The organism is Micrococcus sp. KRD077 (assembly GCF_017168505.1).
Taxonomy (GTDB): domain Bacteria; phylum Actinomycetota; class Actinomycetes; order Actinomycetales; family Micrococcaceae; genus Micrococcus; species Micrococcus luteus.
On sequence record NZ_JABFAZ010000004.1, the window covers coordinates 55,795 to 68,233 of the forward strand.

Sequence of the window (12,439 nt, forward strand, 5' to 3'; positions counted from 1 at the left end):
GGTGGGAGGTCACGGTCTCTCCTGGGGGATGCGGGTGGACGAGGAGGCGGGGTGCGCGGCGGTCGACGGCGGCCCGTCGGGCGGCGCGTCCGGCGGCACGCCCGCCTCCGGAGGCGTCGGCGACGCCGCCGCGGCCCGCGGCTCGACCACCTCCAGGGGAGGACGCCGCCGCCCGGGGAACAGGGGCGCGGTGACGGGATCGCGGTGGATGATCCATCCGATCCCCGCGAGCATCAGGACCAGGGTGAACACGCGGACGGCCAGGACCGGCAGCCACTGCGCCACGGAGAGCTGGTCCACCACGCCGACGCCGGTGAGCAACAGGACCGCGAGCGCGGTGACCCACCCGAGCCAGCGGGGATGGTCGGCGCCCCACGGCAGCGGGCGGAGGGCGCACGCCAGCAGCGGCAGGACCCAGAGCAGGTACCACGGCTGGACGATCGGGGCGGTGGCGACGGCCACCACGAGCACGGCCGCCGCGCTGAACACCGGGTCCAGGGGCCGGCGGCGCAGGGCCAGCCAGGCCGTGAAGCCGAGGGCCGACACCGTCATCGCGGTGTAGAAGGCCGCGGCCACGTCGCGCGCCCCCAGGGGCGTCACGGCTTCGACGACCGCGCCGAGCAGCAGGCCGAGCAGGCCCACGGGGGCATACGGGAACGCCGCGTCCCCGCTCGTGAGCATGGCCGGGACCCAGCCGAACCAGAGGCCGGAGCCGGCGCCGAGGATCGTGAGGACGGCCAGGGAGATCACCGCCGTCGTGAACCACGGGCCGAGCCGGTCCCGCCGGCGCAGGCGCGGATCGGCCGCGCGGAACCGGGCCCAGCCGGTGGGCAGGAGCAGGGCCACGAAGGGCAGCACCAAAGCTGTCAGGGGCTTGATCGCAACGGACAGGGCGATCAGCACGATCCCCCACAGCGCATGCACGCGGCGGCGGGGCGGGCGGACCATGAGCAGGATGCCCGCGAGCATCAGCCCCGACATCAGCGCGTCGTTGTGGGCGCCGGCGATCATGTAGAGCAGGAACAGTGGGTTCGCCACGGCCACCCACGTGGCCCACACCCCGCATCGGCCCGCGACGGCGGCCAGCCGCGGCACCGCCCACAGGCACAGCGCCAGGCCCGCGAGCGCCAGGAGCCGGAACGCCGTGACGGAGAGCTCGATGTTGCCGCCCGTGGCCCGCCACGTCGTCTCGGCGAACAGCAGGAACAGCGGCCCGTAGGGGGACGGGGACTCGGCCCAGATGGAGTCCGCTCCCTGCATGAACCAGCCGGGCAGGGCGGACACGCCCTGGGAATACGGGTCGAGACCCGACGCGAGGAGCCGGCCCTGCTGGAGGTAGGAGAACACATCGCGGGAGAAGATCGGCAGCGCGAGCATCAGCGGGGCGGACCACCACCAGGCGGCCCGGGCCACCAGGCGGCCGTGCTCCTCCCAGCGGCCCCGCAGCGCGCGCCCCAGCTCGAGCCAGGATCGGACGAGGAGCAGCGAGCCGGCGGCCAGCAGCACGGTGCTGAGCAGCACGCCGGGAAGGTAGACCCGCAGCGGGTTGAGCAGGGTGGTGCCGGAGAACACCGAGTCGGGCGTCATCGGCAGCCACCCCACGCCCCAGGAGCCCACCGTGATGAGCACGGACGCCCACGTGCCCCGGCGGACGGCCGCCTCCGGCTCGGGCTGCGCCGTCACGCGGCTCGGACGGGGCCCTCGGGCGCCGGTCGTCGCGGAGGCGGCGGGCCTCACTCCGCCGGCTCCGCGGGTCGAGGGGCGCCACGGAGCCGGGCCAGGCCGGCGCGTACGGCGGGGCGCACGTGCCAGTGGTCCTTCACGAACCGGCTGGTGCGGCGGTCCACGACGAGGATCCACAGCAGACACACGGCGGAGACGATCAGGGACACGGCCTTGACCTGGTCCGCGATGTCCAGGAACTGCCAGGTGAAGAGCTGGTCCGCGGCGCCGAACGCCAGGAAGTAGCCGACCGTGAACACGACCCACTTGATCTGCCAGTTGTCCCGGATGCCGAGCACGGCGAAGAACGGCAGCAGCCACAGCAGGTACCAGGGCTGGATGATGGGCGAGAGGATCACCAGCGCGGTGAACGCCCAGGTCATGCGCGTCATCACGCGGTCCTGGCGGCCGAGGAACATCAGGGCCAGCACGATGAGCACCGAGAGCGCGCGTCCGGCGGTCTTGTACACGCCCTCGACGGCCTGCACGTCCGCCCCCTGTCCGAAGAGCTCGCTCGCCCCCACCGTGATGAGGGACAGCATGCCGATCGGCCCCCACGGCACGGTGCCCGTGCCCGTGCCGACCATGACGGCCACCCAGCCGAAGCCGAAGCCGTTGAGCACCCCCACCAGGGCCATGAGGCCGAAGGAGATCCCGGCGGTGAGGGCCCAGAAGGCGAACCGGCGCGGCCATCGGGCCGTCGGGCCGGCCCACAGCAGGCCGATGAACGGGAGCAGCACGAGCGTGATGGGCTTGATGCCCAGGGACAGGGTGACCAGCACGACGCCGGCCACCCCCCACGCGACGGACTGCCCGGGCCGCTGGGGGCGGAGCGGATGCCCGGCGCGCAGCGCGCACCACGTGCCGGCCAGGGCGAGGCCGACCATGAGGGCGTCGTTGTGCCCGGACGCGACGAAGCTGATGGTGAAGAGCGGGTTGGCGACGCTGATCCACTGCGCCCACGCACCGTTGACGCCCAGCCGGCGGGCCAGCAACGGCACGAAGACCATGATCAGCGCGACGCCGGCCACCGCCACCAGGCGGAACAGGAAGATCGCCAGGTCCGGGTTCATGTCCCCCGAGATCGCGACGACGGCCTGCTCGATCCAGAGGAAGATCGGACCGTACGGGGTCTCGGAGTCCGCCCAGGTGGCGTCCGCTCCGAGCTGGAACCAGTTGGACAGCGAGGAGATCGTGTCCACGTAGGGGTCCTGCCCCGCCTCCATGAGACGGCCCTGTCCCACGTAGGCGAAGATGTCCCGGCTGAAGATCGGCAGGGCCACGACCTGGGGCAGGCACCACAGGACGGTGGCGAGGTTGACCGTGCGCAGGGCGCCGCGACCGAAGGGGCGGATCGTCTGGCCCAGGCGCAGCCAGGCCCAGAACATCACCCAGCAGCCGAGGGTGAGGAGCGCTGTGCCGGCGAGCACGCCGGTCTCCTGGGTGCGCCACGGGATCAGCCACTGCCAGCGGTTGATCGGGGAGGCCGAGGCCAGCCAGCCGACGGAGTACGAGCCCACCACCAGGAGGAGGGAGCCGAGGGTCCCCACCAGGATGGGCCACCAGTCCGCGCCGGCGACCTGGGGGTCCGCGCGGAGGCCGCCGACGCCGACGTACTCCGGCCGGTGGGCCGTGGACCCGGACGGACGCGGGGTCGACACGCTCATGCGACGGGTCCTTCCGTGCGGTCCTGCGAGGGCGCGCGAGGGCGCGGCTCGCTCGAATCTACCATCGTGACACGCGAGTAGCCTGGGGGCATGAGCGAGACGAGCACCCCCGCGCCGGAGAGCGCCCCCCTGGTCTGGATCGACTGCGAGATGACCGGCCTGCACCCCCAGGTCGACGAGCTCGTCGAGGTGGCGGTGCTCATCACGGACGCCGAGCTGAACATCCTGGACGAGGGCATCGACCTGGTGATCCGTCCCTCCGCGGCGGCCCTCGAGCAGATGGACCCGTTCGTCCGGGACATGCACACCACCTCCGGCCTGCTGCCGGAGCTGGCGGAGGGCCTCGAGCTCGACGACGCCGCAGCGCGCGTCCTCGAGTACATCGCGGCCCGCGTGCCGGCCGGCAAGGGCCTGCTGGCCGGCAACACGGTGGGCCAGGACAAGCTGTTCCTCGCCCGCTACATGCCCGCCGTCGTCGACCATCTGCACTACCGGATCGTGGACGTGTCCACCGTGAAGGAGCTGGCCCGGCGCTGGTACCCGCGCGCCTACTACCAGGCCCCCGCCAAGACCGGGGGCCACCGCGCTCTCGGGGACATCAAGGACTCCATCACCGAGCTGCGCTACTACCGGGCCGCCGTCATGGCCCCCGCCCCCGGCCCCACCACGGAGGAGGCCCGCGCCATCGCGGAGGTGGTGTCCGGGGCGCAGGCCTGAGCCGGCACCCCGGCCTCGCCGCCCCGATTCGGCGCTGCGCGGGATCTCGTGTACTGTGGACCCCGCTGCGCCGCGCGGATCCGTCCGTGTGGAGCAGGCATGGTGGGCGTAGCTCAGTCGGCAGAGCGTCTGGTTGTGGTCCAGAAGGTCGCGGGTTCAATCCCCGTCGCTCACCCCACCGTAAGGCCCGGAATCATGCGGATGATTCCGGGCCTTATCTCGTCTTGGTAGTGCTGTTGGGTAGTGCTCGGTCCCCACGGGGTACGCACATCATCGGAGAGCACCAGGAGAGATGCGTTGGCTACCATCCAGACGCGCACGAACAAGGCCGGCCGGACCACGTACCGGGTCGGCTTCTACGAGGCCGGCCGGTTCCAGTGGCTGCCGGCCCTCGCCCGCGAGGCCGGCGCCCAGCGCGTCAAGGCGATCGTGGAGGACCCGCGGCAGGGGCCCACGGTGGCCCGCCGGATCCTCGAGGCCCAGGTGGACAGTGCCCCGGGCATGCCCACGCTCGCCGAGTTCTTCCCGCGGTACATCGAGCACCGCGGGCTCCGCTGCACCCCGGGCACCCTGGCCGGGTACGAGGCAGAGGCCGCGCGCACGTTCCTGCCCCGCCTCGGCGAGCTGCCCGTGGACATGATCGACCGCCGCACGGTGGCCGAGTGGATCCGGTGGCAGCTGCAGCAGCCCACGGCCCGCTGGCGCGCGGCCGCCGCCCGCGCCGCGGCCGCCACTCCCCCGCGGCCCGAGCCGCCGCTGGCCACGGTGTCTCCGAAGACGGTCCGCAACGCGCACGCCCTGCTCTCCGCGGTCCTCGGCCTCGCCGTCCAGGAGGGCATCCTGCCAGCCAACCCCGCGCGCGGCGCCGACCTGCCCGACGACGACGTCGAGGAGGAGCGCGGCATCTTCAGCCGAGCCGAGTGGGCGCGCTTCTACGCAGCCATATCCGAGTCGTACCAGCCGCTGCTGATCGTCCTGCTCGTCACCGGCGCCCGCTGGGGCGAGGCCACCGCCCTGCAGGTCCGCGACCTCGACGTCGCAGCCAGCGTCATCCACGTGCGCCGCGCCTGGAAGAAGGGCAAGGAGGGCGCCGTCCTCGGCGTCCCCAAGACCGCCCGCGGCCGCCGCACGATCATGCTCCCCGACTGGGCCGTCGAAACACTCGAGCCATTGGCCGCCGGCCGTGCCGCCGACGAGTTCCTCCTGACCGCCCCCGGCGGCGGCGTCATCCACCGCACGAACTTCGTCGAGCGCCACTGGAAGCCGGCGCTCGCGGCCGCCGGGATCGCCAAGCACCTGACCCCGCACAGCCTGCGGCACACGTTCGCCTCGTGGGCCCTCATGGATGGGGTCCCCGCACAGGTCGTCCAGCACCGCCTCGGTCACGAGTCGCTGCAGACCACCTCCCGCGTGTACGCGCACCTGCTGCTGGACGCCCAGCGTGCCGCGGTCGACGCGATCGGCTGGGAGCCTCCCCCCGGCGCCTGACCCCTGGCGCAGCGAGAGGCCCCGTCCAGCTGGCTGCTGGACGGGGCCTCTCTTGCGCTTCCCTTCGCGGCCTCCACGCTCCCCGAGGGGGCGGACACGTTAAGCAGCTGGCACCCGTACCGCGCGCTCGCGGGTCTGCCGAGCCTCCCGGGCCCGCCGCGTGATCACCGGGTAGGCGGCGATCGCCACCGGGTCCTCGGCGAGCGTGGCCACGCGCATCGCCAGCGCCGTGCCCTGCAACCCGACCAGATGCTCAGCGGCCCGGTCACGCGCGGCCCCGTGCCGCCACCGCCGCCCCCACAGCTGCAGCGCCATGTGGTCACGAACGGACAGGTGGCCGGCGCACGCGGGCGCCTGGGTGGTGGTGGTCATGTCGGGACGGTACGCCCGGGGGTGGACGTAGTACGTGGGATCAGCGGTCCGTGATGGTGGCCGTTCCGCGGTACTCGTCGTCGCCGGTAAAGGTCACCGAGCAGGAGTACCGGTGCCCAACCGTGCCGCCCAACGCGTTCTCCGCTTCGACCGCTCCGGTCACTGTCCATGCCTTCGGCCCCCCGGATGCCGTCTCGCGGGAGAACTTGGCGGTGCTGGGGGCGCGCAGCTTCTCCTTGACGAGGGTCTGGCAGGCAATCTTCGCGTCCCACTCCTCCGGCTCGTCAGGGCTGGCGTTGCTGAAGGCAGAGAAGATTGCCCACGCGAGCAGTGCCATCACGGCCACGAGGGGCCAGAGGCAGCCCGCGACGAGCGGGTTGCGCCCACGCTCCAGGGTGGCGGGCGTAGTGCCGCCGGCCCAGTCCTTGAGGGTGTAGCCCGCGGCGCGCAGCTTCGCGCGCACGTCCTCGTCGTTGTCCGCGGCCTTGAGCTCCCGTACGGTCTCGCCGCGCTGGTTCTTCACTGCGATGGTGCGTAGGCGTGCGATCGTCTTGCCGTCGAGCAGCTCGTCTCGCCCCTCTGACACTTCCGCCGTGTACTTGGTCGTCTTCGCCATGTCGCCCTCCTTGGTGGTGCGCCCTGCGCGGCGCGTTGCCTTGATTCTGACCTAGCCGATGGCCCCCGCCTAGCAGGCGCTCAGGCAGAGTGCTCGGTGGCCAACGCGGCGAGATGCTCCCGCTCGGTCCGGGTGAGGCCGGCCAGTCGGTCGGTAAGCACGAGCGGGGTCACCCACAGTTCGTCGGCGAGCTCGTCCAGGCTCATGGACCAAGGCAGGGCGTCGGCGAGCTGCTCGAGCGTAATCAGCTGCCGGGCCGCGGCCGCGCGTACGGCGTGCTCGACGGCCGGCGGCTGGCAGCCGCGGTGGCCGTGCTCGAGGTGCACGAGCTCGTGGGTGAGCGCGCACCGCCGCTCGGCCTGCGTCATGCGGGGGTCGAGCCAGATCACCGTCGCGCCATCGGTCGCGGCTGGCGCCGTCGGGTGTGGGCGGGCCCAGACCACGACGACGTACGTCAGCGTGCGCAGCGCCCGCCAGGGGTGGAACATGCGACCATCGTCGTTGTGGGGACGGACACGGTATGGGTGAGCACGAGCTGGACTGTGGTGGACTGAGCGCGCCTGCGTGACAAAGGGTCGAACATCTGTTCGACTGGAGCAGGTCTTCCAGGGAAGGAGCGATCGCGATGGCGAACACCTCAGCGATTGAGTGGACCGAGGTGACGTGGAACCCCGTGACCGGTTGCGACCGCGTGGCGGCCGGCTGCGACAACTGCTACGCGCTGACCTTAGCCAAGCGGCTCAAGGCGATGGGTGCTGAGAAGTACCAGAACGATGGGAACCCGGTGACGTCCGGCCCCGGGTTTGGCGTCACCCTCCATCCGAAGGCCCTGGGCCAGCCCCGCTCGTGGAAGGCCCCGCGCGTGGTGTTCGTGAACTCCATGAGCGATCTCTTCCACGCCAAAGTTCCGTTGGGGTTCATCCGGGACATCTTCGACGTCATGCGCGAGACGCCGCAGCACACATATCAGGCGCTGACGAAGCGCTCACTGCGGATGGCCCGTCTAGCCGATCGCCTCGACTGGCCGGCCAACTTGTGGATGGGCGTCTCCGTGGAGGACGAGACTGTGACGGGCCGCATCGACCATCTCCGCGAGGTGCCGGCAGCGGTCCGGTTCCTCTCCTGCGAGCCCCTCATCGGACCCCTGCGGGATCTGGATTTGGCCGGCATCGACTGGGTCATCGCGGGCGGCGAGTCTGGTGCGAACCATCGCCCCATGGACCAGGCCTGGGTGGAGGACATCCGCGACCAATGCGTGTCTGCCGACGTGGCGTTCTTCTTCAAGCAGTGGGGTGGGCGGACGCCTAAGGCCAACGGGCGGCTCTTGGAGGGGCGCACCTGGGACGAGATGCCTACCTCCCGCGCCGCGCTGGCAGGATGACCGCGCGCCCATCCACCATGTCTTTGGTGTAGCCCTGGGTGATCCCGGCCTTCTGGAGATTCTTGATGGCCTGCCGTACCTCTGAGGCGCCTGCCGTGCCGAGGTGTTCGCCTAGCCAGTGGGGCACGTCGTCGCAGATCCGCACCGCCTGGCCTTGACCGAGGTGAGACGAGAGCCTCGTCTGGATAGCGGCGATGGCCCGGTTTCTGACGTCGGTCTGCTCTGCGACCACCTGCTGGTCGAACGTCTCCTGCAGGTCGAAGAGCGACCCCTGGGTGTCGTCGAGCAGTCCCTGGTAGTAGTTCTCGGAGTTGACCTGCCGCCACTTCCTGTGAGCCCGAGCCGCGGCGTCAGCGAAGAGCATGGGCGCAGCGAAGTGCTGGTAGAAGAGCATCAGCGTGAAGATCGGCCCCTCAGACGGGGTCCGGCGGATTGGGACGGAGATGACGTTGTGGGCGGTCTCTCCGGTCATGCGCTGCATGTACTCGCGCGCCACGTAGGAGGCGGCTGTAGCGGCGGAGGAGCTGTCGCCACTCACGTCAGCCTGCCGCCGAGCCTCAGCGAAGACCTCCCGCCACCACGGCCCACCAAGAAAACGGTCACCGCGGAGGAGGGTGACGGTCTCGCCACTTGAGGCGGAGGCTCCCTTCCGGACGATCCCTCCGATGCGCCACACGGTGGAGAGACTGAAGTTCAAGAGGACCTCGGTCGACCGCGCTGGCCGCAGGAGCAGCTTCGAGGCGACGACGTCGTACGGCAGGGCCGTGCCGAACGGGTCGAGAAAGAACAGAGCTGGGCGGGTGCCGATGTCGTTGAGGATCGCGTCGATCTGCTCCTCCACGGCGCCGTGGTGCAGATAGACGGGACCGGCCCCCTGCCCCTGCGCGGCGACCGCGTGCCGGAGGGTCTCCGCATGAGCCCTATCTCGCTCCACGAGGTGGATGTGCATGATGCGGTTCTGCGCTGCAAGCTTGCGTGCGATGTCCACCGCGTAGAGCGGCGACCCCTTGTGCGCGTCGTCGTACTGCCCCGCGCCGGCGTAGCCATCGACATAGGCCACCTCCCGAGGGGCCTTGCTAGCAACCTTCATGGCCCACGGTGTGAGGTAGTCCTCCAGCACCTTGAGCTTGAAGACCGCGGCGGGCTGCTGCGACGTGAAGAAGTTCGTGTTGGCGCTCATGCGCCGGCCTCGTCGCCGGGGTCCTGGTTCTCCTCGCCGACGTCGCCCCACTCCCGGGCCTGCCGGTCGCGGGTCAGCTCGAAGTCGGGGTGTGCTGCCAGATCGAAGTCGGCCGGCGCGTCGGCCGCCGCGGTCTTTTGTTCAGCGCCAGCGTCACCGCCGCGCGCTCCCCCGCGCTCGGCCGTGCCGCGCTCGCGGTCCTGATCCTGGTCTGCGTGGTCGCGCTCGTCATGGTGGTCCGTCCTACGTCGGTCGAGCATGACCCGCAGGACTGCAGCGAGCAGCTCCTGGTCATACGTCGATAGGTCAGGGGATTCCTGAACGACGTCGAGGACCGACGGGTGAAGAGCCGAGTCGAGCTCCACTCCTATGGACTCCAGCGCTGCGGTGACCACGTGGGCCACGGGCACCCTCAGCACGAGCGCGAGCATCGTGATGTTCTCGCCCTTGATCGAGGTGACCGGGGTGGACTTGAGCCGCGCGAAGCTGGCGTGGCTCATGTCGTACCCCGCGCGGTCGGCGCGGGCGGCGAGGTCGCTGAGGGACCAGCCGTTCCGCTCCTGGGCTGGGGCGATCAGTCGGCCCAGCGAGTGCATGTCGTTCATGGCGACCAATCTGCGGTGCGATGCCAAGGGGAGCAACCGACCTCGGACACCCGCTGTTGCGTGGAAGTGGACACCGAAACGGTAGCAACAAAGGGGGTGTTGTGCCGCAGGGCGGCGCGGATACGGGGCGATCAGCGCGGACCCGGTGAGGAAGAGCCGCTTGCGACCCCATCGGTCCGCGAGGTTGCCGGTGGAGAGCAACAGGGCGGCCAGCAGCACGGCATAGAGGCTGTTCACTCACTGCGCGTCAGTGAGGTCCAAGTGCAGGTCGCCGATGATGGCGAGCGGGACCGCCCGAGGTCCCACGGCGGCCGGTTCCACGGCTCAGCGTCGCAGGGGCGACGCCGCCGGGCATCAACCGTTCGACGGACTCCTCATCCGCTGCCGGGCGTAGAGTCGGCCGGTGAGGGCGTCGACCCGACGCCGCACCCCCGCCGACGAGGAGGCCAGCCCATGTCCGTCGTGAAGATCAACGCCATCAGCGTCCCCGAGGGCGCCGGCCCGGAACTCGAGAAGCGGTTCGCCGCCCGCAAGCACGCGGTGGACCAGGAGCCGGGCTTCGAGGGCTTCCAGCTGCTCCGGCCCACCGCGGGCGAGGACCGCTACTTCGTGGTCACGACGTGGGCGTCGGAGGAGGACTTCCAGCGCTGGCGGGACGGGCGCATGCCCGCCGCTCACGCCGCCGAGCAGGGCGGCCGCCCGGCGCCGGTCGCCACGGGCGCCGACCTGCTCGAATTCGAGGTCGTGGACCTGGGCTAATCGCGGCGCCGCAGCAGGCGCATCGCGTTCACGATGACCAGCAGCACGGACGCCTCGTGCACGAGCATGCCGACGGCCATCGTGACGCCGCCGGTGAAGACGCCGGCCAGCAGGGCCGCGACGGTGACGAGGGAGATCGCGATGTTCTGCCGCATCACCCGCACCGTGCGCCGGGCCAGATCGAGCGCCTGCGGCAGCCGCTCGAGCCGGTCGCCCATCAGGGCGATGTCCGCGGTCTCGATGGCCACACCGGAGCCGGCCGCGCCCATGGCCACGCCGATGTCCGCCGTCGCCAGGGCCGGGGCGTCGTTGACGCCGTCACCGACCATCGCGACGACGCGGCCCTCGGCCTGCAGGGCCTCGATCGCCTCGAGCTTGTCCTGGGGCAGCAGGCCCGCCCGCACGTCGTCGACGCCCACCTGCCGGGCCACGGCCTGCGCGACGCCGGGCTGGTCGCCGGTCAGCATCACGACCTCGCGGACGCCGATCCCGTGCAGCGCCCGGATCATGCCCGCGGCCTCGGGCCGGAGGGTGTCTGCGATGGCGAGGACGCCGAGCGGGATGCCGTCGACGACGACCGCCGCCGGGGTCCGGCCCGCCTCCGCGAGCTCGGCCGCGACGGTCTCGACCCGGTCGGTCGCGGCCGGATCCACGCCGCGCTCGCGCAGCAGCGCCACGTTGCCCACGGCGACGACGCGGCCGTCCACCTCTCCGGTGAGCCCGCGGCCGAGGACGACGTCCACATCGGTGGCCAGCGGGCCGTCCAGCAGGCCGCGGTCCCGGCCCGCCGCGACGACCGGCGCGGCCAACGGGTGGTCCGAGGCCGCCTCGAGCCGTGCGGCCCAGCGCAGCACCTCGTCCTCGGCCCCGGGCTCGAACGCGACGACGTCTGTCAGCTCGGGGGTGCCCGAGGTGAGTGTGCCGGTCTTGTCGACGGCGACGGCGTCGACCTTCGCGGAGCGCTCGAGGAACTCCCCTCCCTTGATGAGCACGCCGTCCTTGGCGCCGCGGCCGATCCCCGCCACGATCGCGACCGGGATGGAGATCACGAGGGCGCCCGGGCAGCCGATGACCAGCAGGGTCAGGGCCAGGGGGACGTCCCGCGTGATCAGACCGGTCGCGAAGGCCAGCACCATGATCGCCGGGGTGTACCAGCGGGAGAAGCGGTCCATGAACCGCTGGGTCCGAGCGCGGGCCTCCTGCGCCGCCTCGATGCGGTGGATGATGCGCGCCAGCGTGGTGTCGGCGCCCACGCCCCGCGCCTCCACCTGCAGCAGGCCTGCCGTGGCCACGGTGCCCGCGTACACGGCGTCGCCGTCGGTCTTCTCCGCCGGGATGGACTCGCCCGTGATGGATGCCTCGTCCACGGCGCCGACCCCGGTGAGCACCACGCCGTCCACCGGCACCCGGGCGCCGGCCTTGACGAGGACGGTCGCGCCGGGGGCCACCTCGTGGGCGGGCACGGTGCGCTGCGTCCCGTCTGCGTCGACGACGACGGCGGTCTCGGGCGCCGTGGACACGAGGTCCGCGAGCGCCGAGCGAGTCTGAGACAGGGTCGCGTCCTCGAGGCCGTGGCCGAGGGCGAAGAGGAAGGTCACGGCGGCGGCCTCCCAGAAATTGCCGAGCAGGGACGCGCCGATCGCGGCGGTGGCGACGAGCAGGTCGATGCCGACGGTCTTCACCCGCAGGGCGGCGATCGCGTCGCGCGCGATCGGCAGGCCGGCCACGACGGCGGCGGCGAGCATCAGGCCCGCCGCCACGAGGTGTCCGGTCCCGTGGGCCAGCTGCTCGGGCGCCAGCACGAGTGAGACGGCGATCAGCAGGCCGGCCGCCACGGGACGCCGCCAGCGGCGGGACAACGTGAGCCGGGCACGGGTGCGGCCCGGACGTGTGACGGCGAGGGTGGGCATGCCGGGCTCCGTTCGTCGGGGG

At 71.8% G+C, this 12,439-nt stretch carries 12 protein-coding genes and 1 tRNA gene; 5 read left to right on the forward strand and 8 right to left on the reverse strand.

What is annotated here, in order from left to right; genetic code table 11:
* Positions 1-9: 9 nt before the first annotated feature.
* Both mptB (J1M39_RS01705) and mptB (J1M39_RS01710) read right to left on the reverse strand, forming a co-directional pair.
* On the reverse strand, positions 10-1,683 hold the full coding sequence (gene mptB, locus J1M39_RS01705; RefSeq protein WP_230297487.1) for a polyprenol phosphomannose-dependent alpha 1,6 mannosyltransferase MptB: 1,674 nt from the start codon (positions 1,681-1,683) through the stop codon (positions 10-12).
* Positions 1,684-1,733: 50 nt separating this feature from the next.
* On the reverse strand, positions 1,734-3,389 hold the full coding sequence (mptB, locus tag J1M39_RS01710) for a polyprenol phosphomannose-dependent alpha 1,6 mannosyltransferase MptB (RefSeq protein ID WP_061867779.1): 1,656 nt from the start codon (positions 3,387-3,389) through the stop codon (positions 1,734-1,736).
* 90 nt (positions 3,390-3,479) lie between these two features.
* Between mptB (J1M39_RS01710) and orn the strand changes: the two genes are divergently transcribed.
* The 3 genes from orn to J1M39_RS01725 all read left to right on the forward strand — a co-directional run bounded on the left by orn (position 3,480) and on the right by J1M39_RS01725 (position 5,594).
* On the forward strand, positions 3,480-4,106 hold the full coding sequence (orn, locus tag J1M39_RS01715) for an oligoribonuclease (RefSeq protein ID WP_002857127.1): 627 nt from the start codon (positions 3,480-3,482) through the stop codon (positions 4,104-4,106).
* 102 nt (positions 4,107-4,208) lie between these two features.
* Positions 4,209-4,284 (forward strand) — tRNA-His (locus tag J1M39_RS01720).
* A 119-nt stretch (positions 4,285-4,403) separates the two neighbouring features.
* On the forward strand, positions 4,404-5,594 hold the full coding sequence (locus J1M39_RS01725) for a tyrosine-type recombinase/integrase (protein ID WP_010078872.1): 1,191 nt from the start codon (positions 4,404-4,406) through the stop codon (positions 5,592-5,594).
* 99 nt (positions 5,595-5,693) lie between these two features.
* Here the strand turns inward: J1M39_RS01725 and J1M39_RS01730 are convergent, their stop codons facing one another.
* From J1M39_RS01730 to J1M39_RS01740, 3 genes are all read right to left on the reverse strand, one after another.
* Positions 5,694-5,966, reverse strand: coding sequence for a DUF3263 domain-containing protein (locus tag J1M39_RS01730; protein WP_010078873.1), 273 nt, complete (start codon positions 5,964-5,966; stop codon positions 5,694-5,696).
* Between the two features lie 40 nt (positions 5,967-6,006).
* Positions 6,007-6,582: a hypothetical protein gene (locus tag J1M39_RS01735; RefSeq protein ID WP_095346850.1), complete on the reverse strand. Its 576-nt coding sequence runs from the start codon at positions 6,580-6,582 to the stop codon at positions 6,007-6,009.
* An 80-nt stretch (positions 6,583-6,662) separates the two neighbouring features.
* Positions 6,663-7,070: an ImmA/IrrE family metallo-endopeptidase gene (locus tag J1M39_RS01740; RefSeq protein WP_134417058.1), complete on the reverse strand. Its 408-nt coding sequence runs from the start codon at positions 7,068-7,070 to the stop codon at positions 6,663-6,665.
* Positions 7,071-7,207: 137 nt separating this feature from the next.
* On the opposite strand from J1M39_RS01740, the gene J1M39_RS01745 reads away from it, so the two are divergent.
* Positions 7,208-7,963 carry a DUF5131 family protein gene (locus J1M39_RS01745; RefSeq protein WP_010078876.1) on the forward strand — a complete coding sequence of 252 codons (756 nt, stop codon included), beginning with the start codon at positions 7,208-7,210 and terminating at the stop codon, positions 7,961-7,963.
* Here the strand turns inward: J1M39_RS01745 and tcmP are convergent.
* Positions 7,935-9,143 (reverse strand): three-Cys-motif partner protein TcmP, encoded by a 1,209-nt coding sequence (gene tcmP, locus J1M39_RS01750; protein WP_095346851.1) that lies wholly within the window; start codon positions 9,141-9,143, stop codon positions 7,935-7,937. The two genes, J1M39_RS01745 and tcmP, sit on opposite strands and share 29 nt — an antisense overlap.
* On the reverse strand, positions 9,140-9,985 hold the full coding sequence (locus tag J1M39_RS12580; RefSeq protein WP_371263963.1) for a hypothetical protein: 846 nt from the start codon (positions 9,983-9,985) through the stop codon (positions 9,140-9,142). The genes tcmP and J1M39_RS12580 overlap by 4 nt, the downstream gene beginning before the upstream one ends.
* 216 nt (positions 9,986-10,201) lie before the next feature.
* On the opposite strand from J1M39_RS12580, the gene J1M39_RS01765 reads away from it, so the two are divergent.
* Positions 10,202-10,507 (forward strand): antibiotic biosynthesis monooxygenase family protein, encoded by a 306-nt coding sequence (locus tag J1M39_RS01765; RefSeq protein WP_010078879.1) that lies wholly within the window; start codon positions 10,202-10,204, stop codon positions 10,505-10,507.
* Here J1M39_RS01765 and J1M39_RS01770 read toward each other — a convergent pair.
* Positions 10,504-12,417, reverse strand: coding sequence for a heavy metal translocating P-type ATPase (locus tag J1M39_RS01770; protein WP_206496407.1), 1,914 nt, complete (start codon positions 12,415-12,417; stop codon positions 10,504-10,506). The two genes, J1M39_RS01765 and J1M39_RS01770, sit on opposite strands and share 4 nt — an antisense overlap.
* Positions 12,418-12,439 lie beyond the last annotated feature (22 nt).